General features: G+C 62.4%; 17 protein-coding genes and 2 tRNA genes. 8 read left to right on the forward strand and 11 right to left on the reverse strand.

What is annotated here, in order from left to right; all coding sequences use genetic code 11:
* On the forward strand, nt 1-793 hold a 793-nt coding region (locus tag ABWP22_RS06540), incomplete at its 5' end, for an amidohydrolase family protein (RefSeq protein ID WP_353199158.1).
* A 401-nt stretch (nt 794-1,194) separates the two neighbouring features.
* The gene (locus ABWP22_RS06545; protein WP_353199159.1) at nt 1,195-1,530 is read left to right on the forward strand and encodes a hypothetical protein; all 336 of its coding nucleotides are present in this window, start codon (nt 1,195-1,197) and stop codon (nt 1,528-1,530) included.
* Nucleotides 1,531-3,523: 1,993 nt separating this feature from the next.
* Here ABWP22_RS06545 and ABWP22_RS06550 read toward each other — a convergent pair.
* The 3 genes from ABWP22_RS06550 to ABWP22_RS06560 all read right to left on the reverse strand — a co-directional run bounded on the left by ABWP22_RS06550 (nt 3,524) and on the right by ABWP22_RS06560 (nt 7,058).
* Nucleotides 3,524-4,084, reverse strand: coding sequence for a hypothetical protein (locus ABWP22_RS06550; RefSeq protein WP_353199160.1), 561 nt, complete (start codon nt 4,082-4,084; stop codon nt 3,524-3,526).
* Nucleotides 4,085-4,622: 538 nt separating this feature from the next.
* Nucleotides 4,623-4,713: transfer RNA gene (locus tag ABWP22_RS06555), tRNA-Ser, on the reverse strand.
* 152 nt (nt 4,714-4,865) lie between these two features.
* The gene (locus tag ABWP22_RS06560) at nt 4,866-7,058 is read right to left on the reverse strand and encodes a flagellin N-terminal helical domain-containing protein (RefSeq protein ID WP_353199161.1); all 2,193 of its coding nucleotides are present in this window, start codon (nt 7,056-7,058) and stop codon (nt 4,866-4,868) included.
* A 102-nt stretch (nt 7,059-7,160) separates the two neighbouring features.
* Here ABWP22_RS06560 and ABWP22_RS06565 point away from each other — a divergent pair, with 102 nt between their 5' ends.
* A complete protein-coding gene (locus ABWP22_RS06565; RefSeq protein WP_353199162.1) occupies nt 7,161-7,856 on the forward strand; it encodes an RluA family pseudouridine synthase in 696 nt (231 codons plus the stop codon).
* On the opposite strand, the gene ABWP22_RS06570 is transcribed toward ABWP22_RS06565, so the two are convergent.
* The 7 genes from ABWP22_RS06570 to ABWP22_RS06600 all read right to left on the reverse strand — a co-directional run bounded on the left by ABWP22_RS06570 (nt 7,750) and on the right by ABWP22_RS06600 (nt 18,058).
* Nucleotides 7,750-8,661: a MurR/RpiR family transcriptional regulator gene (locus ABWP22_RS06570; protein WP_353199163.1), complete on the reverse strand. Its 912-nt coding sequence runs from the start codon at nt 8,659-8,661 to the stop codon at nt 7,750-7,752. The genes ABWP22_RS06565 and ABWP22_RS06570 overlap by 107 nt on opposite strands.
* 55 nt (nt 8,662-8,716) lie before the next feature.
* Nucleotides 8,717-10,765, reverse strand: coding sequence for a penicillin acylase family protein (locus tag ABWP22_RS06575; RefSeq protein WP_353199164.1), 2,049 nt, complete (start codon nt 10,763-10,765; stop codon nt 8,717-8,719).
* A 1-nt stretch (nt 10,766) separates the two neighbouring features.
* Nucleotides 10,767-12,050: a Xaa-Pro dipeptidase gene (locus ABWP22_RS06580; protein ID WP_353199165.1), complete on the reverse strand. Its 1,284-nt coding sequence runs from the start codon at nt 12,048-12,050 to the stop codon at nt 10,767-10,769.
* An 87-nt stretch (nt 12,051-12,137) separates the two neighbouring features.
* Nucleotides 12,138-13,223: a glycosyltransferase family 4 protein gene (locus tag ABWP22_RS06585; RefSeq protein WP_353199166.1), complete on the reverse strand. Its 1,086-nt coding sequence runs from the start codon at nt 13,221-13,223 to the stop codon at nt 12,138-12,140.
* A 9-nt stretch (nt 13,224-13,232) separates the two neighbouring features.
* Nucleotides 13,233-14,132 carry a UDP-2,3-diacylglucosamine diphosphatase gene (locus tag ABWP22_RS06590; protein ID WP_502951101.1) on the reverse strand — a complete coding sequence of 300 codons (900 nt, stop codon included), beginning with the start codon at nt 14,130-14,132 and terminating at the stop codon, nt 13,233-13,235.
* A gap of 262 nt (nt 14,133-14,394) precedes the next feature.
* Nucleotides 14,395-17,709 (reverse strand): TonB-dependent receptor, encoded by a 3,315-nt coding sequence (locus ABWP22_RS06595; RefSeq protein ID WP_353199168.1) that lies wholly within the window; start codon nt 17,707-17,709, stop codon nt 14,395-14,397.
* 274 nt (nt 17,710-17,983) lie between these two features.
* Nucleotides 17,984-18,058, reverse strand: a tRNA-Val gene (locus tag ABWP22_RS06600).
* A 101-nt stretch (nt 18,059-18,159) separates the two neighbouring features.
* Between ABWP22_RS06600 and ABWP22_RS06605 the strand changes: the two genes are divergently transcribed.
* From ABWP22_RS06605 to ABWP22_RS06625, 5 genes are all read left to right on the forward strand, one after another.
* Nucleotides 18,160-18,381: a DUF6356 family protein gene (locus ABWP22_RS06605; RefSeq protein ID WP_353199169.1), complete on the forward strand. Its 222-nt coding sequence runs from the start codon at nt 18,160-18,162 to the stop codon at nt 18,379-18,381.
* Nucleotides 18,382-18,404: 23 nt separating this feature from the next.
* The gene (locus ABWP22_RS06610; protein WP_353199170.1) at nt 18,405-19,628 is read left to right on the forward strand and encodes a serine hydrolase domain-containing protein; all 1,224 of its coding nucleotides are present in this window, start codon (nt 18,405-18,407) and stop codon (nt 19,626-19,628) included.
* 250 nt (nt 19,629-19,878) lie between these two features.
* Nucleotides 19,879-23,100 (forward strand): type ISP restriction/modification enzyme, encoded by a 3,222-nt coding sequence (locus tag ABWP22_RS06615; RefSeq protein ID WP_353199171.1) that lies wholly within the window; start codon nt 19,879-19,881, stop codon nt 23,098-23,100.
* Nucleotides 23,101-23,395: 295 nt separating this feature from the next.
* On the forward strand, nt 23,396-24,262 hold the full coding sequence (gene yghU / locus ABWP22_RS06620) for a glutathione-dependent disulfide-bond oxidoreductase (RefSeq protein ID WP_353199172.1): 867 nt from the start codon (nt 23,396-23,398) through the stop codon (nt 24,260-24,262).
* 104 nt (nt 24,263-24,366) lie between these two features.
* Nucleotides 24,367-24,753 (forward strand): PaaI family thioesterase, encoded by a 387-nt coding sequence (locus ABWP22_RS06625; protein WP_353199173.1) that lies wholly within the window; start codon nt 24,367-24,369, stop codon nt 24,751-24,753.
* Nucleotides 24,754-24,822: 69 nt separating this feature from the next.
* Here the strand turns inward: ABWP22_RS06625 and ABWP22_RS06630 are convergent, their stop codons facing one another.
* A complete protein-coding gene (locus ABWP22_RS06630; protein ID WP_353199174.1) occupies nt 24,823-25,371 on the reverse strand; it encodes a PEPxxWA-CTERM sorting domain-containing protein in 549 nt (182 codons plus the stop codon).
* Nucleotides 25,372-25,394 lie beyond the last annotated feature (23 nt).

The raw sequence follows: 25,394 nt of genomic DNA on the forward strand, positions 1-25,394 counted from the left end.
CGCCGTCGCAGGCCCGGCCCATCTCGAACGTGAACTCGATCGCGCGCGTCTGCTCAAGTACGACATGGTGAAGAGCTATGTCCGCATGCCGGACATTTACCAGCGTCGTATCGTTGAAGCCGCCCACCAGATGGGCGTTCCGGTCACCGGCCACGAAATCTACCCCGCAGCCTACACCGGTGTCGATGCAACGGAGCATCTTGGTGCCACCAGCCGCCGCGGCTACTCGCCCAAGCAGGCCCCGCAGGGCCGCGCCTATGAGGATGTCATCCAGCTCTTCGGCAAGAGCCAGCGCGTCCTCACCCCCACCAATTTCGGTGCGCTCCTTGGGCTTTTCGAGAAGAACCCGAGCTTCAGGGACGATCCCCGGCTGAGCCTTTATCCGGGCTGGGCGCAAAAATCGGTCAAGGAGCAGAATTCGGCGCTCGCCGGTCTGCGCGCCGCGACCTTCGCCGGCAGCCTCAAGTCGCTGAAGGCCATGCATGATGCCGGCACCAAGGTCACCGCCGGCACCGACACCACCATCGCCATCAATCTTCACGCCGAAATAGCGTCGTACGTCGACGCAGGGCTTACACCCTTTCAGGCCCTGCAAGCCGCCACGGTCGTATCGGCTCAGGATCTGAACCTCGACGCCGGCACGCTGGAAGCCGGTAAACTCGCCGACATCGTGCTCATCCAGGGTGATCCACGGGCCAACATCGCCAACACCTTCAATGTGCGAACGGTCATCAGCAACGGGGTTCCCTATACCGTGCAACAGCTGATCGATCAGGCGAGAAAACCTGATTAACGAAGGGTGCCGCCGAACGAAAAAGGGTCCCGACGGAACGTCAAGCCGTTGCGCATGGGCGCGGCGGCAGGTTTAGCGGAGCGCTTTGCATGCAGGCCAGCGTGCCCGGCGCGCCTGCGCACTGTCAGTCCTTCCCCGGTGGAGGGGCGCTGGGCTTTCTTGCGGTTGCCCGTCCATTTCTGGAGGCGCTGACGGGAGTTTGCCGGCTGGGCCGGAAACGCCCGATTGCGGAGCGGCCGACGTAGGCGCGCGCAAATTCATGTAGTCCGAAGGGCTATAGACAGCCTTCTATCCTCCTGTGACAATCTTACTGACTCGGGGGCCCGCAACGACGTTTCGCACCGCAGGGTGGTGGGTTGGTCCAATGGTTGTCGATTGCGTCCAAGGAAGGAAGTTTTATCATGAAGAAAATTGCTATTGCCGTGGCGCTTTGTGCGAGTGCTTCATTCTCGCCGACCCTTGCTCAAATTCGAGTTCGAACTGGAAACATTGTCGGTACTTACTTTAGCCATGCGAAGGTTCCACCTTCTTCTACAAGTACGATGGTTCCACCTTATACAATAAGTCTAATTATTGAGGGGGGAAAAATGCAGACTTATTATGTGCGTAAATTTCGCCATAACGGACAAGATGCAGACCCGATGGCACGTTGGACCATAATTGCACTCAAGGACGCAACATGTGAAGTGACCCCTGATGTTGCAGCTGTATGCTACAAGGGGGGGCGCAACCAGTAAAGCGTACCTTGAGGGTTCTACAGCTATTTGCACCAAGTAAGCCAGTCATGAGGTACTGCGCCGGGGCATGCTTTTGTGCTGCTCCGGCGTAGGATGCTGCGCTGACAAAACAGGCCATCGGAACGCCGGCATGGTGCTGAGCGTGGCAGGGGTCTCGTGCCCAAGGGCTGTGTGCAGCTTCATCGTCGCTCACTAGATTATCGACATAATCGATCACTGATGCTAATTGCGAAGCGCATTTTGATTAATACGATCGGCGCGCCTGCGCACTCTCAGTCCTTCCCCGGTGGAGGGGCGCTGGGCTTTCTTGCGGTTGCCCGTCCATTTCTGGAGGCGCTGACGGGAGTTTGCCGGCTGGGCCGGAAACGCCCGATTGCGGAGCGGCCGACATAGGCGCGCGCAAATTCATGTAGTCCGAAGGGCTATAGACAGCCTTCTATACTCCTGTGACAATCTTACTGGATCGGGGGCTCGCAACGACGTTTCGCACCGCAGGGTGGTGGCTCGGTCCAATGGTGGATTGCGTCCAAGGAAGGAAGTTTTAACATGAAGAAAATTGCTATCGCAGTGGCGCTTTGCGCGAGTGCTTCATTCTCGCCGGCCCTTGCTCAAATTCCAGCGCCCACAACGTCCACTACCGGCACTTTCGTGAGATATAATAGTCCTGTTGATAAACTGCAAATGACCGTAAATGTTTCGGGGAGCACGCGTAGTATGGAAGTGAGGAGGATTGCGCTTAACGGAACATTTCTATTTGGGCCGACGGGGCTTAATACGAACGCCGCTAATCTGCTTACCGGCGCAACCTGCACAATTTCTGGCCCTAGTGATTACCTCGTGGCTAATTGCACCAAGTAACCAGTCATGCGGCACCGCGCCGGGGCAGACCTTTGTGCTGCTCCGGCGCGGTGTATGTTGCGCTGACAAAACAGGCCATTGGAACGCCGGCATGGTGCTGAGCGTGGCAGGGGTTCGTGCCCAAGGGCTGTGTGCAGCTTCATCGTCGTTCACTAGATTATCGACAAAGTCGATCACTGATTCTAATTGCGAAGCGCATTTCGATTAATATGATCGGCGCGCCTGCGCACTCTCAGTCCTTCCCCGGTGGAGGGGCGCTGGGCTTTCTTGCGGTTGCCCGTCCATTTCTGGAGGCGCTGACGGGAGTTTGCCGGCTGGGCCGGAAACGCCCGATTGCGGAGCGGCCGACGTAGGCGCGCGCAAATTCATGTAGTCCGAAGGGCTATAGACAGCCTTCTATACTTCTGTGCCAATCTTACTGGCTCGGGGGCCCGCAACGACGTTTCGCACCGCAGGTTGGTGGCTCCGTCCAATGTTGGTTGATTGCGTCCAAGGAAGGAAGTTTTAACATGAAGAAAATTGCTATTGCCGTGGCGCTTTGTACGAGTGCTTCATTCTCGCCGGCCCTTGCTCAAGCGATCCCAGCGACCACTACCGGCACTGTCACAAGCGCTAGTGTTATTACAACTGTGGTAATCAATGTAAATACTCCGGGGGGAGCGCGGAGTGTGTCAGTGTCACGTGTTACTCTTAACGGAACCGTTTTACTTGGCGCTGGTGCTGCTGCTGTGGATCCGGATCTCGTAAATAAGCTTAGAGGTGCAAACTGCACAATTCAGGTCTCGGCTACTTGCACCAAGTAAGCCAGTCATGAGGTACTGCGCCGGGGCATGCTTTTGTGCTGCTCCGGCGTAGGATGCTGCGCTGACAAAACAGGCCATCGGAACGCCGGCATGGTGCTGAGCGTGGCAGGGGTCTCGTGCCCGTTGCGCGCGGCAAGACGGAACTGTTGCCGCGCCCCAAACGATGATCGCCCGCCCCACGCAGAGGCTGGCTGCAGGGACGGGAATATCAGGGCCTACAGAGGGAGCGCACAGCTTTCCGTGGGCAAATTCGAGGCCCATGGAGGCCCCCAAAGACAATTTGGCGGAGCGGACGGAAGACCAACCAACTTTGGCTCCAGCTATTCACTTAGCTACTTGTATATCTTAATCGCTGCACCAGATGCTGTGATTGTCTCGAATTGCTGGCCCGGCAAAATTTCAGCACTTTTTCCTGTGATGAAAAAACCACCTAAAATCCCTACGCCAGTTGCCATGCCAGCAATCGCCACACCCCCTGTAGCGGCAGTACTGCCAGAGCCACTCTGACGAAACTTGCCCGCGAGAGGAATCAACTGCCCCCTTACGTCAACGTGACGCATTTCAAAATCAAACTTCCCTGATTTTCCAAAAACCCCCTTACCCGTTCTCCATGTAATCTGAGCCATCACAGCCGAACCTCTTGGAATTGTAACAACACCTTCAACTGTAACGTCATAAACAGTAGTAAGATAGAAGCGATCCCCCAGTTCAGCCTGATGATTTTTTGTTGTTATTCTTGTATTGTTGCTTACAACCAAAGGAGTTCCAGCGGGAACATATACCTCTTTCTGTTTTGTCTCTTCAGATGCTGGCGAAGAATTCGTTTGCGCAATGGCTTCAAATTGAGCGGTCGCCAAAATGACGACTACAAGAGTTTTGATTGTTTGGTGCACGTGTATCCCCCCCTTGGCAGCCTTGCTGCGGTTCTGACGCGCCTCAGCTCGATGCTCAGGTACTGCTGCATGTTCAAAATTTGTAAGAAACGCAAGTTAGAATTTGGAGCTTCACAGACCTGCCTACTGTGCGTCCAAAACAGTATGTAGGAAGGAGGCTCGGGTGCCATTTCTGTGAAACGGGGGGCGCCCCTGGGGTAGGGTCTGACCGAGCAAGGATTTGAATGGCAGCGTGTCCTTGTCGCTCCACACGCCCCCATAGGCCGGTTTCAAAGGTGCGTCGAAAGGCGCGTATTACCCTCACCCTTCTTCTAGACACACTTGCAGTTTGATTGAAGCACATCGGCTCCCTTCCGCTTGAGGGGAGGAAGAGAGACGCCGCAGGCGGCCCGTGGCTGTCCCGCCTGCTGTGACCAAAGGGGGGACCCCCACGCCGCTCGCGCCAAGGGGTGCGAGTCGCCCTCCCCGCAAGGGGGAGGGAGTCAGGCGCTTCAAGCTGAACGCAATTGAATCTAGGACATTGAAATTATTGAAGATGTGGCGGAGCGGGAGGGATTCGAACCCTCGATGAGCTTTTGACCCATACACACTTTCCAGGCGTGCGCCTTCGACCACTCGGCCACCGCTCCGCACCTGGCAGGGGGCGGCGATAGCAAGTGTAGGGGGGCTGCACAAGCAAAAGGGGGGCGCGCATGGCAAAAGGGGCGGCGCCTTGCGGCACCGCCCCCAGACGAGGCCCCTTGCCCGCTTGCGCGGCCACGGGGATTGGCCCTCCCTCGTCTTACTGCAGCAGCTGGGTGACCTGGCTGGCAGACTGGTTGGCCCGTGCCAGCATCGCCTGCGCGGCCTGGCCCAGCACCTGGTTCTTGGACAGGTTCGTCGATTCCTGCGCAAAATCCGTGTCCTGGATCCGGCTGCGCGCCGCTTGCAGGTTGGTGCTGTTCGACGAAAGATTGTTCACCGCCGCTTCCAGCCGATTCTGCACGGCACCGATGTTGGCGCGATCGAGGTTGACGCTGCCCAGCGCCTCGTCGATCGCATCCAGCGCTGCGGTCGCCCCTTCCACGCTCGACACATCGACTTCGGAAATGCGCAGGCCGCCCTTGTTGGTGCCATAGGCATTTTCTTCAAAGCCGAGGTTGCCGAAATTGGAGGTGCTGCCAAAGGCCAGGCTGCCGGCGCGGACATCGATGGTCCTGGCCGATTCCAGCCGCACCGTGCTGTACGCCGTCTGCACGGCCGATGCCGACAGGTCGGTCGGATCGGTGACGCCCACCACGGTAAAGGCCGTGCCGGTGCCCTTGATGGTGGCGCCGCCCAAACCGAAGTTGACGGCCGCGCCTTCATCGCTGTCGAAATAGACCGTCACATTGCGGCCGTCCTCGGCGGTGAGGTCAAGACCGCCCAGGCCGTTGTCCTTGGCCATCACCCCGGTCAGGCCGGTGTATTTGTTGATTTCCCTGGCGACATTGTCCCGGGTTTGCTGGGCAGTGTGGTTCTGGTCCAGCGTGATGTCCAGCAAGGTGCCATTGATGCCCAGCGTGGCTGTGGCCGTCGTGCCGATCACCGTGGTGGTGGTGGACTGGATGGTCTGGCTGTTGGCCTTGGCCGTCACGCCGGTCTGGTCACTGGCCGCGTTGATGGCATTGGCGATTGCGATGGCGCTGCCGGCCTTCACCGACGATGGCGCCGCGGTCGAGCTGTAGGTGTCATCATCGCCATTGGCGGCGCGGATGGCGACGCCGTTGATCGACAGATCACCGCTGTTCAGCGTGCGGGCGTTGGCCGCACCGGTGGCCACGGCACGGACATCCGACGAAACGGTCGAAACGCCGCGATCGAAGCTGCCGGCCGCCAGCCCCGACCGGGTGAGACGCGCAGTGGTGCTGTTGTTGCTGCCGATGGTGATCTTCTGGCCATTCAGGCTTTCCAGGCTGAACGAACCGGACTGGGCGCCGGCTTTCAGGCCGGTCTGCGCTGCGGTCAGCGTATCGAGCGAGACTTCGATGTTGCGGCCATCGTCACCTTCCAGGCGCAGGCCGGCATTGTTGTCGCCGGTGTCCACTGCGCGCACACCGGTCTGGCCGGAAATGGCGTTGATGGCATCGCGGACGATGCGGCGGCTGTCGGATGCGTTGGCGGTCGTGGTGATCGAGGCGGTGGTGATGCCGTTGACCGTCACCGTGCCGGTGGCGGCGCCGGCGGTCATCGCCGTGCCGGTCATCACCGTCTGGCCGACAACGGCGCGCACGCCGGTCTGCGCGGTGGCGGCATTGATGGCGGCGGCCTTGGCCAGCGCCGATGCCGATTTGTTGGTGGACGACACATTGTCGTCATCCGCCGACGAAGATCCGATCTGCACGCCGTTGATCACCAGATCGCCACCCTGCAGGGCATGGTTGGTGGCCAGGTTGGCCGCGGTGCCTTCGAAAGCGCCAGTGGCGGTGAGCGCCGGGCTGGCGCCCAGGCCGAGATCGCGCGCCCGGGACGAACCCAGGCTGAACGACACGGTTTCGCCGGCGCGGCTGCCGGTTTGCAGCTTCACCGAACGCGCCGAGCCGTCGAGCAGATTCTGCCCATTGAAGTTGGTGCGCACGCCGATATTGTCGATTTCGCCGACGAGCTGCTTGACTTCGGCCTGCAACGCGGTGCGATCGGTGCCGGTGAGCGTACCGTTGGCCGATTGCACCGAAAGTTCACGCATCCGCTGCAGCATGTTGGTGACTTCGCCCATGGCGCTTTCCGCGGTTTGCGCCATGCTGATGCCATCGTTGGCGTTGCGCATGGCGACCGCAAGGCCGCGGACATCGGCCGTCATCTTCTGGCTGATGGCGAGGCCGGCGGCGTCGTCTTTGGCGCTGTTGATGCGCATGCCCGTCGACAGACGTTGCATGGCGGTGCCCATGGCAGTGTTGGCAGTGCGCTGCGCATTCTGGGCGGTCAGCGCGTTGATGTTGGTGTTGATCACGGTCATCTAGGATACTCCCGCTTCCCGCCGCCGCAAGAGATGCGGGGCGCAGCCAAGGAAACGGCACGCGGTGAAGATGGCTTAAACATGATTTGAAAAGGCAGACAAATGAACGCGTTGGCGTTTCCCTTCCCGATCCTGCACCGCGATGCCGACGTGGCGGTGATCAACAAGCCGGCCGGGCTGGCCGTGCATCCGGGGCCACGCACGCCGGCCAGCCTGGAGGATCATCTGCCCCTGTTGGCAGTGCGCCGCTTTCGCCCGGTGGCGGCGCACCGGCTGGATCGCGACACGTCAGGCTGCCTGGCGGTGGCGCTGTCGCGGCGCGGGGTGAAGGCGCTGGCGGCGGCCTTTGCCAGCGGCGGCGTGGAGAAAATCTATTGGGCGGTGCTGAATGCCCTGCCCCCCGAACCGGCCGGGCTGGTGGATGCGCCGCTGGCCAAGATTTCCAGCGCCGAAGCCGGGTGGCGGATGGTGGTGCGCGGCGATGGCAAGCCGGCGCGCACACACTGGCAGGTGCTGGATGCCGCGACGCGCCTGGTGGAATTCCGCCCCGAAACCGGCCGCACCCACCAGATCAGGGTGCATGCGGCACATATCGGCGCGGCCATCATCGGCGATCCGGTTTATGGCGACGGGAATGGCCCGATGCGGCTGCATGCCCGTGCGCTGGCGATCCCGCTGCCCGACGGCACGATCATTCGCTGTCTGGCGCCGCTGCCCCAGGATTGGCCACCCCAGGATTGGCCCCCAATGTCCGTCCCTGGCCTCGAACTTGCAGCGCCCGACCCTGAAAGCCGATGAAATCGCTGTAGTTTTCCGCCAGAAGCGCCAGCCGTTCGTGAACCAGATCAGGCCCGATGCGCTGCACGACTCCATCCACCAGCAGATTGAGCAACGAAGCCAGCGCGGTGTTCATGTCCCAGAAATGCCCCAGCGCCACTTCGGCGGTGAGGATATGGGGCGTCAGGTCGCGGGCCCAGGGGCAATAAGGATCGGTGATCACCACCAGCGGCCGGCCGGTCGCCGCGACCTTTTCGGCGAGCACCCGAAACTGCCGCGAATAGCGCCGCACATCCAGCGCCACGAACACATCGCTGGCCCCGGAATCAAGCACGACGTCATGGATGCCGGCGGCACTGTCGACGGTGCCGACATGCGGGCGCACGTACGACAAGTGGCGGGCAAAGCCGGTCGCGAGCCCGGCCTCGGTCTGAAAACCGGCGACATGGACATGCGGGGCGTGCGCAAGCAGGTCGACCACGGCGGCCCATTCGGCGGTTTCAGCCTGTGCATAAACGCCGGCAATCGCCGCGGTTTCGGCCTGCAACCGCACATCGGCCGACGGCGCCGGCCGGGTGAGCAGCCATGGCGCATCGCGGGCATCGCCGCGCAGATCATCCTTCAACGCGGCGAGATTGGCATAGCCCAACTGCTTGACCAACCGCGCCACGGTCATCGCCGACACGCCGACCCGCGCGCCGATGGAGGCAGCGGTTTCGAACGGCAGTTGATCGATATTGTCGGTCAGCCAGCCGGCGATCATCCGCTCCGAAACGGTAAGATGTTCATATCGTTCGGCAAGTTTCCGGGAAACGCGCGATGTCATGTGGTGTGGATATCATGGCTGCAACCACGTGCAAGCGGTCACAAGGCACAAGGTTTCAAAAATCCACCGTCTTCCATTCCTCACGCACAAACAGCGGCGCCTGATCCGCATAATGCGGGCTGCTGCGGCGGATGGTGGCGGCACCGAACTGGTGGATCGACCGGGACGTCACCGCCCCATCCTTCGGCCATTCCACCAGCATGATGAAGCCATCGCCGTTGTTGGCCACGCGCCGGCCATCGGGCGCAACCTTGGCATAGATGGCGCGCAGCGTGTCTGGCCCGCCGAACACCGGCAGATCGGCACCGCCGTGGCGCAAGCGCTGATAATCGGCCAACGGCACATCGAGCCGGCCGAAACTGGCCAGCAGGGCCTTCACGACTTCGCGCAGCTTCGGCGCGGCCGGCGGCAGAGCTTCCCCGGCATAGACCTCGCGGCCAACGCTGGCCATCACCGCCACGGCCAGGCTGTCGGCTTCGCCGCGGCCGTCCGCAGTCCAGTCCCATCTGGCCAGCAGGCGCTGGGCCGCCGCCAGATCGGCCTGGCCGGTGCTGTCCACCGCCAGCACCGCCGCCATCCACTGCCCGGCCACCGAAGCGCGGCTGTAGCCCTTGTCGAACTTGATGCGCAGCAGTGCATCGCGGCTGATCGGGCCGTTCACGCCGCCGAACAGCTCGACAAAGCGGTGCATGCGATTGGTGGTGTAGGTCTCCAGGCCCAGTTCGGGCGCGAAATCCGTGGCCTTCAGATTTTCATCCGGCGCGGTTGCCACCGTGGGCATGTTGTTCGAATTGGCCACCCAGCCGGCGCGCGGATCGACCACCATCGGAATCGCCGCCCATGGCTTGTAGCCGTTCCACAGCGTCGCCGAGGTGTCGCCCGGCAGCACGCCCTTCCAATCAAAGCCCGGCCGGCGATCGGGGAACAGCGCGTTGTAGAACATGCCGATATGGCCGGCCTCGTCGGCATAGACGAAGTTGGTGGCCGGCACCGCCTGCATCGCCATCACGGCCTTCCACTCGGCGAAATTGCGCGCCTTGTTCAGCCGGTAATATTGTTCCACCTGCCGCACATCGCCGATGCCGGCGTGGCGAATGGCAAAGCCACCCAGATCATTCAGGATCACCGCGCCGTGGCGGCTGCGATAAACCATGCGCGGGATCGGCAGGATCAGCGGCCCCAGCCGCACGCGCAGCCAGATGCGCTTGGCCTCCAGCGGCAGCCATTTGCCATCGAAACGATACTGGGTGCGATCGGCATTCAGCACCAATTTGTAGACATCGATGAGATCGGGGCGGTTGACCGTGTTGGCCCAACCGAGATGGCGATTATGCCCCAGCAGCGGAAACGGCGCGCCCGGGAAGTTGGCGCCGGCGAAATCCCAGCCTTCATCCGAATGCACCACCAGTTCCCACCAACTGACCCCGCCTTCCCACGGCTGGTGGCTGTTGATGATCAGCCGCGTCGTCGCGTCGTCCGACCGGGCGGCGGCGACCGCAAAGCCGTTGCTGCCACGCTCATCGGGCGGGCCGCTGTCGCGCGGCGGCAGCCTGCCTTCGGCCAGCGCGCCCAGCACCCGATCCATGCCGAAGAAAAACGGCGAGCGCAGCGCAAAGCCGGCCACCACATCGCGCCCGGTAACCGGGAACAGGCCTTGCAGGCGAATTTCGCCGGGGTGGCGGCGGGCATAATCATTCAGCCCCTGGGCATAGGCCTCCACCAGCGCGCGCGTGGCCGGCGACAAGCCCCCATAGCCGGCATCCGCCACGGCGCGCGCATCAATCAGATGGCCGACATAATCGAGCTTGGCGCCGTCTTCACCCAATATGGCCCCGGCCCGGCCGCGCACGGCGGCCAGCACTTCTTCCAGATTGCGGAAATCATCCTCGGCATGGGCAACCGCGATGCCATAGGCGACATCGGCATCGGTGTGGCCGTGGATGTGCGGCACACCCCATTGATCGCGATCAATGCGCACGTTGCGCTTCAGCACCGGATCGGGCTCGGGCGGGCTGGCGATCAGCGCGTCCCAACTGGCCAGGCCGACCACCAGCGCCGCCACGGCGATGCTGGTCCAGAACAGGGCGGTGAACCAGCGCGGCATGTCAGCGCCCAACCTTGCCCATGGCGTCCTTGACGACCACGCCGCCCTTCACCACCGCCTTCACATCGCGCAGCAGGGTGACATCCCGGGTCGGATCGCCGGCGACCGCAATGATGTCGGCATGGCGGCCCGGTGCGATCTGGCCGACATCGCTGCGGCCCAGCGCTTCGGCGGCGCGGATGGTGGCGGCGCGGATGGCATCGATCGGCGTCATGCCCCATTCCACCATCTTGGCGAACTGGCGGGCATTGTCACCGTGCGGATAGACGCCGGCATCGGTGCCAAAGGCCATTTTCACGCCGGCCTTCCATGCCGCCTGAAAGGTCTGGCGCTGTTTCAGGCCGACTTCGCGCTCCTTGGCCAGGCTTTCTTCCGGCACGCCGTTGGCCGCGCCCTCGGCCAGGATATAATCATCGTTGTAGATATCCATGGAAAACCAGGTGCCGGCCTTTTTCGCCATCTCCATGGCTTCGGCATCGGCGAAGCTTACATGCTCGACCGTATCGACCCCGGCGCGGATCGCGGCCTTGATGCCATCATTGCCGTGCGCATGCGCTGCCACCTTCAGGCCCAGCATATGCGCTTCTTCGACCAGCGCGTTCATTTCGGCTTGGCTATATTGCTGCGCGCCGACGCTGGTGCCGATCGAGAAGACCCCGCCAGTGGCGCAATATTTGATCACTTCGGCGCCGCGCCGGTGCAGTTCACGCACCTTCTGGCGCACGCCTTCAGGGCCATCGGCAATGCCGGGGCGATCGAAGATATAATTGGCCGGCAACTCGTTGCTGTCGCAGTGGCCGCCGGTGGCACCGATCGAATAAGTGGCGGGCACGATGCGCGGGCCGGGGATGGTGCCGCGCTCGATCGCCAGCTTCAGGCCGATATCGGCAAACTCCGCCGATCCGACATTGCGCACCGTGGTAAACCCGGCTTCGATGGTGCGTTTGGCCATGCCAACACCAATCGCCGTCCAGAAACTGTTCGGGTAACGCAGCGCCTGCATCCCCGACAGGGTGGGATCGCTGGTCAGATGCACGTGCATGTCGATCAGGCCGGGCAGGATGGTGTGATTGCCCAGATCGATGCGGCGCGCGCCCGCGGGCACGGCAAGCGCGCCCTGCACGCCCACCGCCGTGATACGGCCATCGACGGCGATCACCAGCGGGCGTTCGCTGATACGGCCGCTGTCCACATCCAGCATGCGCGCGGCACTGATCGCCACGGTTTCGGCCGCCACCGGTGCGGCGCCGGCCAGCAGCACCGCCATCATCATCACTGTCCGCATCTGTTCGCTCTCCCCTGTTGGTGCAGGGATAGGGCCGCGCATCAGCCGCCGCAAGGGCAGCCGCCAACAGATGTTCCGCCCGCCAGTTCAGGCCACAAGGGGGGCGCGCAGGGCCGGCAGCATCGGCACCGGCGCGCCGTCGCCCATCACCAGCGCCGCCAGAAACTGATCGACGCAGGCATCCCAGCCATAGCGCCGGCCGGCGGCCACGCAATCCGATCGGCGGGCGCGGGCCGCCTGGTTCATCGCCACCGACAGATCATGCGACACCGCGCCGATCCGCCCAGACGCACGGCCATCGGCGCCAAAGCCATCCTGGCCGATGATGTCGAGCGGGCCTGGCACCGGATAGCCGGCGACCGGGGTGCCGCAGGCCAGCGCCTCGATCATCACCAGCCCGAACGTGTCGGTGCGGCTGGGGAAGGCCAGCACATCGGCAGCGGCATAAGCGCTCGCCAATGCCGGACCATGCAGCGCGCCGAGGAAATGCGCGCTCGGATAGCGTTTCTGCAGACTGTCCAGCGCCGGGCCATCGCCCACCACCAATTTGTCACCCGGCCACGGCGCGCTCAGAAACGCCTCGATATTCTTTTCCACCGCAACGCGCCCCACATGCAGGGCCAGCGGGCGCTTCAAGCCGGCCGCGGCCGGATGCGGCGCGGCATCGGGCCGGAACAATTCGGTATCGACGCCGCGCGACCATGGCATGGTGTGGGTGAGGCCATGGCTGGCAAGTTCGGTGGCCAGCCGCGGCGTGGCCACCATCACGGCGCTGGCCTGGCCGTGGAAACGGCGCAGCACCCGCCAGACGCGATCGGGATTGATGCCGATGCGCGCCGCGACATAATCCGGAAAACGCGTGTGGAAGCTGGTGGTGAACTTGAAATTATTGGCCATCGCCCAGCCGCGCGCCAGCCAGCCCAGCGGGCCTTCGGTGGCGATGTGCAGGGCATCGGGGCGGAATTCGCGGATCATGCGCGCCACCCGGCGCCGCGAGGTCATCGCCAGCCGGATTTCCGGGTAGGACGGCATCGGCAGCGACCAGAATTGATCCGGCGAAATCACCTGCACGCGCACACCACGTTCGGCCAGCAGGCGCACCGTCGTCGCCAGCGTGCGCACCACACCGTTGACCTGCGGTTCCCAGGCATCGGTGACGAGGGTCAGCTTCATCATCGTCCCTTACGCCATCGCCGGCACGGGCGTTGCCGCGGCGACCCGGGCTTGCCCCAGGGCGGCCGTGCGCGCGGCCCAATCGAGGATTTCGATGCGGCCATCGCCATGTTCGACCAGCGCGGTGCAGCTTTCCACCCAATCGCCATCGTTCATGTAGGTGATGCCGGCGAAATCGCGGATCTCCGCCGAATGGATATGGCCGCACACCACGCCATCCACGCCGCGCATCCGGGCGGCATCGGCGACCGTTTCTTCAAACTTGCCGATGAAGGCGACGGCGTTCTTCACCTTTTTCTTGATATGCGCCGATATCGACCAATAGGGCAGGCCCAGTTGGCGCCGAACCGCGTTGTAATGGACGTTCAGGCGCAGCAGCAGCGAATAGCCAATGTCGCCCGCCCAGGCGAGCCAGCGGTGATAAAGCACCACGCCATCAAATTCATCGCCATGGCAAACCAGCAGGCGCCGGCCATCGACCGTGGTGTGGATCGCTTCCAGCGCGATCTCCACGCCGCCAAAGCCCAGCCCGGCATAGGGCCGCAGCATTTCATCATGGTTGCCGGGGATATAGACCACGCGGCAGCCCTTGGCCGCCATCTTGAGCACGCGGCGCACCACATCATTGTGGCGCGGCGGCCAATACCAGCCGCGCTTCAGCTTCCAGCCATCGATGATGTCGCCCACCAGATACAGGGTTTCCGGCTGCACCGATTTCAGGAAATCCAGCAGCAGATCGGCGTTGCAGCCCTGCGTGCCCAGGTGAATGTCGGAAATCCACACGGTGCGCAGCTTGAGCTTGCCAGATGGCGTGCGCTCATCCGAACGATCATCCTCGTCGAACAGCCAGGCCGGCGGCGCTGCCGGTGGCGATGGCGCGCGGCCGCGAATGTCCGCTTCGCGGAACATCAACGCACCAGCAGCAAGCGGCAATGAAGCCATTGAAGCCCCCGTTTCAACCCCAGCATATCATCTCAGGCCCCTGCCCTTGCCCGGAGGCCCTAGGCCCGGGACATGACAATCGCGTGTCGGATTGGTTGCACGGGCGTGGCAGTCACAACTTGTCCACAGTTTCATCAACAGGCCCGGCCGATGCAGCGTGGCGACTGGCCCAAAGCAAAAGGGGCGACCTTGCGGCCGCCCCTCCTGCTTGCCTTGTTGGTGGCTGTGATCAGAACTTCAGGCGGACGCCGAAGCGGACACCCCACAGCGAGCCGTTGAGCTGCACCGCTTCGGCCGGTGCCGTGATCGGGCGTTCGGTCGCGGGGGTGCCAGCGAGGTTGTTGAACTGGAACTGCTGGCAAGCCTGGGCGTTCGTCGCCGTGGCACCGCCCGGCGTCTGCAGGCAGGTCACGTTCACCAGTCGGCCATAGTAAGGGAAGCCGACCTGGCGGATCGTGCCCCAATCCTTGTTGATCAGGTTGAGCACGTTTTCCACGTCCGCCAGCAGCTCGATCTTGCCACCGAACACGAACGGCACTTCCTGGCGGAACGACAGGTCGAGCTTGTTGTAGCGCGGGGTCTTGCCGATGTTCTTCGGCGCGATCTGGCCCTGATACTTGCTCAGTTCGCTGCCCTGAACCAGGTTCTGGAAGCCGGCGAAATCGAAGCCCGGTGCATAGCTGACGCGCGGATCGGCGGTGGCCGACGACACGTTCGGGACATACATCAGGTAACGGTTGTTGGTGCCGGTCACACCGAACACCGCCGAGCGATTGCTGCCCGACGCCTGGTCAGCCATGGTGTAGCTGAAGCGCTGGCCGGACTGCGAGCTGAAGAACAGTTCGATGCGGGTGTTGTTGTCGCCGAAGATGTTGGCGTCATAGCCGGCGGTCAGGCGATAGGTGTTGTCGCGCTGATAATTGCCGGTGCCATAGGCGGCGTTGTTGGGATCGATGCCCGCGGCGGCGTTGGTGTAGTTGGAGAAGGCCACCGAAGAGGTGCCCGAGCTGACTTCCTTGGCGCGCTGGAGGGTATAGGCACCGCGCAGATACAGGCCGTTGGTCCAGCGCTTGGCAAAGCGGCCCACCACGTTCCAGCTGTAACCCTGATCGGCGTTGGTCAGCAGGATGTCGGTGTTGGTGGTGGTGCCCTGGCCGGGCAGCACCTGATAGCGCAGACGGCCATCGGGCAGCGTGCCGTTGGGCACCGAACGCAGATCGATCCAGGTCAGCGCATCCTTGGTGCGGCTCCACACCACGTCGGCACCGAGCTGCCAATCATCGCCCAGGAAGCCGAGGTTGGCGACATACTCGAGCGAGCCGGAGACGCGCCATGTCGACGGCACCTTGAAATCGGGATCGAGCGCGTTGGTCGGCGCCGTGGCCGTACCGGTGGAACGGATCGCATTGAGCAGCGTGGTGGGCACGCCGGTGCCACCCGACACATTGTTGAGCGTGGCAGCGCCGATCGTGTTCTGATCGGCGGCCGACAGGCCCGGAATGGTCGAGATGGTGAACGTGTCGGCAGCGCCGGCGACGCCCGGCACACGCCGCACCTGGACGCGGCCCAGCGTCGGGCCCGGGTTGGAATAATTGTTCGAAATCCACACGTTCGGGCTGCCGCCGCCGAACAGGCCCGCCGAACCGCGCACCTGCAGACGATCCGACACCTTCCAGTTCAAGCCGACGCGCGGCTGGAACAGCGAACGGCCATTCAGCGTGCCGTTGTTGGCATAGCCGAAGCGGGTGATGAAATCATTGTTCAGGAACGGCGCATCCGGCGTGTCGAACAGATCATAGCGGAAGCCGGCAATCACGGTGAGCTTGTCACCCAGATCGACCGTGTCCTGCAAACCGAAGGTCCAGCTGTTGTTTTCGAAGAGCGCGGTCACCGTATCGATGCCGCCGCGCAGCGGCACGGCGAGATCGACTTCGCTGGCGCGGCGCGCCTGCAGATCGGCGATCGAGTCGAAATACCAGCCGCCCGACACGCGCTGGGCAAACAGGTTGCGGATGTTCTGGGTGCGGCGCTCGACAATGGCCTTCACCGTGTGGTTGTTCATCTTCAGCGTGGCGTTGAATTCCACGTTGAACTGGGTCGATTCCAGTTCGTTGGCCTGGCGGCTGATATCCGGACCGAACGTCAACTGACGCACACCCGACGGGCAGGTCAGCGGCGGCGTGCTGGACACGGCATCAAGGCAGACGCGGAATTCGCCGAAGTTGGCGGCCCCGAACGGCTGCTGCAGGCGGACGTAATCAGCGTAGGAGGCACGCACCTGGGTCGAGAAATTCTCGCTCCACTGATCGTTCAGTTCAAAGATGCCGAAGTGGTTGATGGCACCCTGGTTGTAGTTGTTCGAAAACAGCTGGAAGTTCGGGTTGGTGGCGGTCACCTGGCCAATACCGGTCTGGCCGGCGATCACATTGCCCTTGTTGTAGATGTAGGTGAAGGCCGCGCGGTGGCCATCGGCGATGTTCAGATCGAACTTCGCGACCAGCTTGTCATCGCTTTCCGGCACCGCGGTGGCGACGCCCTGCGTGTCGAAGCTGTAGACGCTCTGGGCGATCGTGCCGATCTGGCTGATCTGCGCATCGGTGATGCCCAGCGCCGAGGGCGCAATCGCCGACGGCACGGTGTCACGCAGGCGCTCATAGGTCACCGCGAAGAACAGGCGATCCTTGATGATCGGGCCGGTGGCTTGCGCCGTGTAGATCTGCGATTCAAACGCGCCGGTACGGATCACGCCGCGGGCGTTGGTGCCGCGCATGCTGTCGTCCTGGTAATAGGCGCCGCCCAGGAAGCTGAAATTGTTGCTGCCCGACTTCAACTGGGTGTTGATGGCGCCGCCCTGGAAGAAGCCCTGGCGGATATCGACCGGCGCGACTTCCACCGAGAATTCGCCGATGGCATCCAGCGGCACCGGGCCGCGGGTGGAGACCAGGCCGCCGGCTTCCAGGCCGAACGGGTCGCCGAAGGCCACGCCGTCCACGGTGAAGCGGTTGAAGCGGTTGTTCTGGCCGGCGATCGAGATGGCACCGCCGTTGGTCGGATCGAGGTTCACCAGCGGATCGCGCGCCGCGAGGTTGCGGATGTCGCGGTTGACGTTGGAGACGCCAGCAATGTCGCGCGCGCTCAGCACGGTGGCCGCGCCCGACGCGATGGTGATGGCGCTGCGGTTGCGCGCTGCGGTGACGGTGATGGTCTTGCCGGCCGCGGCCAGCATCACTTCCACGCGCTGCGGCGTGCCGGCGGTGAGGCCGGTCAGCGTGTCGGTGACCGGATCGAAGCCAGCCGCTTCAACGGTGATGGCATAGGGGCCGCCCAGACGCAGGCCGGTGGCGTTGAATTCACCGTTCGCACCCGATTCCTGCACCATGCGCGTGCCCGAGGGGGTGTGGATGATGGTGATCTTGGCACCGGCAACCGCCGCGCCCTGTTCATTGACGATCGCCCCGCGGATGGCCGAGGTGGTTTCCTGGGCCGAAACAAGGGCCGGAACGGCAAGCGCGACAAGCGCAACACCAAGACGAAGATGACGCATGGGAAGGACCCCCTGGGGCTGGTGAGACGTGAAGACGGCACGGGCAGCCAGAATCGACTGCCCATCGATGACATGCCAATGCCGGCCATTTGTGACGTTTATGTTACAGGTTCATGGACTGTTCATGACGTGCGGCTGTTGCCGGCAGATGGGCGCCGGGTGTTGCGATGCAGCAACACCGCGCGACCGGGCGGGCAAGCCGGGCGCAACACGGGTTGCCCGCCGCACGTGCCGGAGCCGGCAAAGCGCTGCGCTGTTTATGCCCCCGGCTGCATGGTGGGCGGTGAGGGTTTCGAACCCCCGACCCTCTCCGTGTAAAGGAGACGCTCTACCGCTGAGCTAACCGCCCGCCGCGCCTTCGCCTAGCGCCGCGCCAGAAGCGATGCAAGGTTGCACGCCCGCGCCGCCGCTGCCAAAGTCGCGCCATCAACATCAAGGAAGGTGTGCCGCATGTTTTCCCGGCTTTTCCTCGAACACCCGCGCTGCGTGAACGAGACCTACACCGAACATATGGGTGCTGCCTGCGGTGTTGGCGGGCGCCTGCTGGTCGCCAGCTTCAAATGCTTCGTGCACGGGCTGGTGCCCGGGCTCTACAAAACCGCTGGTTCGGATGCGATCGTCGCGCTGTACACCGAAATCGCGCCGCGCAAATTCGATCAACCGACCTTCTGATTGCGGCAACCGGGGACCATGCCATGACCGATAATGCCGCAGAATTGGGCCTGTCCCCCGAACGCCTGGCGCGGCTTGATGCCTTGCTCGCCGCGCAATATCTCGAAACCCGCCGGCTGCCGTGCACGCTCACGATGGTTGCCCGCCATGGCGAGATTGCCCATATCGGCGTGCAGGGCCTGGCCGATGTGGAGCGCGGGATTCCGGCGCGTGAAGACACGATCTTCCGCATCTATTCGATGACCAAGCCGATCACCTCGGTCGCGCTGATGATGCTGGTCGAACGTGGCCTCATCGCGCTGGATGATCCGGTGCACAAATATATCCCGGATTGGAAAAACCTCGGCGTGTATGTCGCCGGCACGCACCGCACCGGCTTCCAGACGCGCAGCCCGGCGCGGCCGATGCAGGTGGTCGATCTGTTCCGCCACACCGCCGGCCTCACCTATGGCTTTCAGTTGCGCACCAATGTCGATGCCGCCTACCGCGCCGAAAAGATCGGCGAGATCGAAAAGGCCGGCACACTGGAAGGCATGATCCAGGCGCTGGCGAAATTGCCGCTGGAATTCTCGCCCGGTGAGGCCTGGAATTATTCGGTGGCCACCGATGTGCTGGGCTGGCTGGTGCAGGTGGTGTCCGGCCGCCCGTTCGAGCAATTTCTGGACGAGGAGATTTTTGCACCGCTGGGCATGGTCGATACCGGTTTCCATGTCCGCGACGGGCAGCAGCACCGCTTCGCCGCCTGCTATCAGCCCAAGCGTGACGGCACCATCGAGCTGCAGGATGATCCGACCACCTCCGCCTTTCTCAAGCCGCCCTCGTTTGTTTCCGGCGGCGGCGGGCTGGTCTCGACGGCGCAGGATTATCTGCAATTCTGCCGGATGCTGCTGAACGGCGGCACGCTGAACGGCCATCGCCTGATCAGCCGCAAGACGCTCGATCTGATGACCGCCAACCACCTGCCCGGCGATGCCGCCATTTCCGCCATGAGCCGCAGCCTGTTTTCCGAAGCCGCCTATGATGGCGTCGGTTTCGGCCTCGGTTTTGCCACCACATTGTCGGCCCACAAGACACTGATGCCCGGCAGCAACCGCGATTATTTCTGGGGCGGCGCCGCCAGCACCTTCTTCTGGGTGGACCCGGAGGAAGATCTGATCGGCATCTTCATGACGCAATTGATCCCGTCGTCGACCTGGCCGGTGCGCAAACAGATGCGCACCATGGTCTATGCCGCGCTGGACGATTGAGGGGGCGACACGCGGGAACCGGGAGCACATGCTGACCGCCCATCGCGTAGCGGATCGCTGCTGACCTCGGAGCCTGTAGGGCGCTCGTCTCGACAGAGAGAAAATTGCCTCCGGCGGGCAGGGCCTGAGGCCCTGCACCCACTTTCGTTTTTAGGCGCGCCTGCCGCCCAGGCTCACCCGTCACCCCGGACTTGTCGGCAGCCCCTGCAAGCCACTATGCATGAACGTGAACGCGCGGGGCAGCACAGCAATGGAAATCCAAGCCTATCTGTCCGAAATCCGCAGGCTTCACGCCAGCGGGCAGAGCACCGAACACAGCTTCCGCCCAGCATTGTCGCGCCTGTTTGCCGGCATCGACAAAGATATTGCTGTCATCAACGAACCCAAGCGGCTGACAGATGTTGGCGCGCCGGATTTCGTGTTCAACCGGAACGGCATTTCCATCGGCTGGGTTGAAGCCAAGGATATCGGCAAGGACGTCCGCAAGTTCGCCGCCAATGATTACAGCAAGGAACAAAAGGCCCGTTACGCCAAGGGCCTGCCCAACCTGATCTACACCAACGGGCTGGATTTTGAATTCATCCACAAGGGCGAGAGCCGCGCCTTTGTCACCATCGCCGATCTGATCCCCACGATGCCGGCGCGCCCGGAAAGCTTTCCCTTGCTGGAAAGCCTGCTCAGGGATTTCGTGGCCGCCACGCCGATCAGCATCGGCACCGCCAAACAGCTTGCCGAAATGATGGCCGGCAAGGCGGTCATCATCAAGGATATCATGGGTCGGGCGTTGGCAGCGGATATGGCGGCTGGACGACTGACCGAACTGACCGGGCAATATCAGGCGTTCAAGGCCAATCTGATCCACGATATTTCGGTGGCGGATTTTGCTGATATCTATGCGGAAACCATTGCCTATGGCCTGTTTGCGGCACGCCTGCATGATACCTCACTGGATACGTTCAGCCGCATGGAGGCGCTGGAACTGCTGCCCAAATCGAACCCGTTCCTGCGGTCGCTGTTTGGCTATATCGCCGGATATGATCTGGATGACCGTATCCGCTGGGTGATCGATGATTTGTGCGAGGTGTTCCGCGCCGCCGATCTGCACAGCATCCTGAAGGATTTCGGCAAATTCACCGCCCGCAACGATCCGTTCCTGCATTTCTACGAAACCTTCCTGGCCGAATATAACCCGGCCAAGCGCAAGGCGCGCGGCGTCTGGTACACGCCGGAGCCGGTGGTGAACTTCATCGTGCGGGCGGTGGATGATGTGCTGAAAACCGAATTCGGCCTGGCCGATGGCCTGGCCGATACCAGCCGCGTCACCATCGATTGGGATACCGGGCAAACCAACCCCAAGAACGGCCAGCCGGTCACCATCCGCAAGGATGTGCACCGGGTGCAGATTCTCGATCCGGCCACCGGCACCGGCACGTTTCTGGCCGAAGTCATCAAGCTGGTGGCAGGCCGGGTACAGGGCATCGCGCCGGGGCAATGGTCGAACTATGTCGAAAATGATCTGATCCCGCGCCTGCACGGCTTTGAATTGCTGATGGCCAGCTATGCCATGTGCCACATGAAGCTGGACATGATCCTGACCGAACTGGGCTATCGCCCATCCGGCAACCCGCCCCGGCTGGGCGTCTATCTCACCAATAGCCTGGAGGAAGGCGAACGGGTGGAACAAAATCTGTTCGGGCTCTCATTGGCCATGGCCAATGAGGCAAAGGCGGCCAGCGATATCAAGCGGCAACACCCGATCATGTGCGTGATCGGCAACCCGCCGTATTCCGGCGAGAGCGCCAACAAGGGCGATTGGATCATGGGCTTGATGGAAGCCTACAAGCAGGAGCCGGGCGGCAAGCAGAAACTTCAGGAACGCAACCCCAAGTGGATCAACGATGACTATGTGAAGTTCATCCGCTTTGCCGAACACATGATTACTAAGAATGGCGAGGGCGTGCTGGGCTTCATCACCAACCATGGATATCTGGATAATCCCACCTTTCGCGGGATGCGCTGGCACCTGATGAACAGCTTTGACCGCATCCACGTCATCGATCTGCACGGCAACGCCAAGAAAAAGGAAGTGTCGCCAGACGGCAGCGCAGATACCAACGTGTTCGATATCATGCAGGGCGTGGCGATCATCATCGCCGTGAAGCGCAAGGCTGACAGCCACACGGTCAAGCCTCTGGCCGAGGTGTTCCACGGCGATCTGTGGGGCAATCGGGGCGGCAAATATGGGGCGCTTTGGGCAGGCAGCCCCACCGGCCTTGCTCCAGCCTCCTTGCGGCACAAGCCGCCCGCCTATCCGTTCGTGCCGCGCGATTACGCGGTGGAGGCTGTTTATTCGCAAGGCTTTTCGATTGCCGAACTGATGCCGGTCAATTCGGTGGGCATCGTCACGGCGCGCGACGAACTTACAATCGATATGGACCGGGAGGCACTTTGGAACCGGGTTCAGGATTTCCCAAAGCTGGATGCTGAAACGCTGCGTGCCAAATATGCACTGGGCAAGGATGTTCGAGATTGGACGGTAGCTTTTGCCAAGGCCGATGTAACCGCCAATTTTGGCCAGAAGCACATCGTGCCGATTGCTTATCGGCCCTTTGACACACGTTTGACCTACTACACTGGGAACTCACGCGGGTTTCTCTGCTTTCCGCGCCGCGAGGTGATGCAAAATCTTGCCGACCGGGAAAACCTGGCCATCATGGTTTGCAGGCAGACCATTCAGCCGCACTGGCATCACGTAATGGCGTTCAATCACGTGATTGATGACAGTTGCGTATCGAACCTTTCGCGAGAGCGAGGCTACTGTTTGCCCATCTATTTCTATCCCAACGAAAGGGATCTAGACCAATCCATCCGCGCGAATTTTGAGCCCAAGCTTTTTGCCCGCATCCGCGACGCGGCTGGGTTGTCTGGGCCAACTCTACCACCCGACGGCACCGACGCCTTCCGCCGCGCGACAGGTGATGCCCGCCCCGATGAAGTGCAGGTTTTCGATTATATCTATGGCGTGCTGCACAGCCCGGCCTATCGCGAAACCTATGCCGAATTCCTGAAAATCGATTTCCCGCGCGTGCCGTTCCCGCCGTCGCCCGAAGTGTTCCGCGCCATCAGCGAACAGGGGGAGGCTTTGCGCCGCCTGCACCTGATGGAGCCCGGGGCGATCGGCGACACGCCATTCCCGTTTGAAGGCGATGGCAACAGCGTGGTGGTGGGGCCGCGCCATGAACAGGGCAAGGTGTGGATCAACCAGCAACAGGGCTTTGCCGGCGTTTCCGCCACCGCCTGGAATTTCCATATCGGCGGATACCAGCCGGCGCAGAAATGGCTGAAAGACCGCAAGGGCCGCGCGCTGAGTTGGGATGACGTGCGCCATTACCAGCGCATCATCAAGATATTGGATGAAACCCACCGCATCATGCAGCTGATCGATCTGCCGATGGGGCCGCCTGAAAACTGACGGGTCAAGGGTCTGCGACCCTTGCCGCCGGAGGCCCTTCCCTGTCCTACACGGCCAAAGCCTGTCATTGTGGCTGGCGATAGCTGGGGCGTAGCGGCACCACAGCGGAAATGAATCACAAAAAATGGAATATCCTCACAAAAACAATGCTGAATCCCGCCGCATTGGTCAAAACTGGCAAAACTGGTGACACTGCCCGCCTTGCCGGTGGCCAACAATTTCTCGCCGGTCTGACAGCTTGGCAAACCACCTCCCGATGCGCCACATCAGGGCGGGACGATCAGGAGACACGACCATGACCGACTATGTGCCACCCAAGGTCTGGACCTGGGACAAGGGCTTTGGCGGGCGTTTCGCCAATATCAACCGGCCGATCGCCGGTCCGACGCAAGACAAGGTGCTGCCGGTCGGCAAACACCCGTTCCAGCTTTATTCGCTCGGCACGCCGAACGGGGTGAAGGTGACGGTGATGCTGGAGGAGCTGCTCGCCGCCGGCCACAGCGGCGCGGAATATGATGCCTGGCTGATCAACATCGGCACGGGCGATCAGTTCGGCAGCGGCTTTGTCGAGGTGAACCCCAATAGCAAGATACCGGCGCTGGTCGATCATTCGACCGAAACGCCCACACGATTGTTCGAAAGCGGCGCCATGCTGCTGTATCTGGCGGAAAAATTCGGGGCGTTCCTGCCCACCGAGCATCACGCCCGTACCGAGGCACTGTGCTGGCTGTTCTGGCAGATGGGGTCCGCACCGATGTTGGGCGGCGGCTTCGGACATTTCTATGCCTATGCCCCCACCAAGCAGGAATATCCGATCAACCGCTTTGCCATGGAGGTGAAGCGGCAGATGGACGTGCTCGACCGGCATCTGGCGGCCAATGAATATATGGCCGGCAGCGATTACAGCATTGCCGACATGGCGATCTGGCCCTGGTATGGCGCGATGAGCCTGGGCCTGTTGTATGAGGCCGGCGAATTCCTTGAAGTGGCCGGCTATACCAATGTCATCCGCTGGACGAAGCAGATCGGCGAGCGACCCGCCGTGAAGCGCGGCCGCATGGTCAACCGCCCCTATGGCGAACCATCCAGCCAGTTGCTCGAGCGCCACGACGCATCCGATTTCGATACGAAGACGCAAGACAAGATCGGCAAGACCGCATGAGCGGCGAAACATCACCTCTCCCCACAGGGGAGAGGTCGAGAGACGGCGCAGCCGGCCCGGGAGAGGGGTTCCGCCAACCGCCCGACACGCACCCCGAAGGCACGTTGGGCCACAGCCTGGCCCAACGCCGCATCGTGCGCTTCGATCCCGGCCATGCGGTGATCGAATATGAAGTGCTGCCGGCGATCTGCCATTCCGGCGGCGTCGCCCAGGGCGGCTTTGTCGCCGGCTGGATCGATGCCGCCATGGCCCATGCCGTGATGGCCAAATATGGCTTTGAACGTGTGCCGATCAGCCTGGAATTGAAGGTCAGCTACTTCGCGCCGGCCAATCCCGGCCGCGTGCTGGCCGAAGCCTGGATCGAAAAGGCCGGCGGCCGCACCGTCTTTGCCGAAGGCCGGCTGACCACGCTCGATGGCAAGGTGCTGGCCAAGGCATCAAGCACGATCAGCCTGATCGATGCGGCGAAGGTGGCGGCGAAGATGGTGTGAGGGGGCAATGAAACGGCGGCACCGACCATGGTACTGGCCGATACCGCCGAACTGCAATCGCCAATATACTCAGGCGGCGCGGGTGACCACTTGCCGGCGGCGGACCACGGCGCCCACCAGGCCAAAACCGGCGATCAGCATTGTCCAGCTCGACGGCTCGGGAATGGCGGCCGGGGTGATCGACCAATTGGCAGCGTTATAGGACTCGAAAAAGGCACCACCATAAGCAGGCCCTGAAAAAAAAACAGGGGGCGGAGCAAAAAATCCCGCCGGAACGAACGCAAAGCCGTCACTGGTGCAACCAGAGCTTACCGTGTCAGTCGAGCAAGCGAGGATATTGTTGGCTGACCCATCGAGCGACAATGCTGGGGGACCGGGAATGCCGCCAACAACTGACGACGCTGAGGCCAAAAAAGGCAGGGCAGGGCCCGGCGTGCCGTTGAACTGCAGTCCGCTCAGGCTGGACACGAAGATGGTGTTTGCATCACCCTGAAGCGTGCCATCGATCTGGCCGCTGATCGTGCCGACCGAAGCCACATAGGAAAAATTCCACTGCGCCGCGTCCGCAACCGTGGCGCTGCCAGCGAGAAGCGCCGCAACAAGCAAATTCCGTATCATGACATCTCCCCAGCAAGGACCAC

Origin of the sequence: Sandarakinorhabdus sp. (assembly GCF_040398665.1) — a bacterium.
Lineage (GTDB): Bacteria > Pseudomonadota > Alphaproteobacteria > Sphingomonadales > Sphingomonadaceae > Sandarakinorhabdus.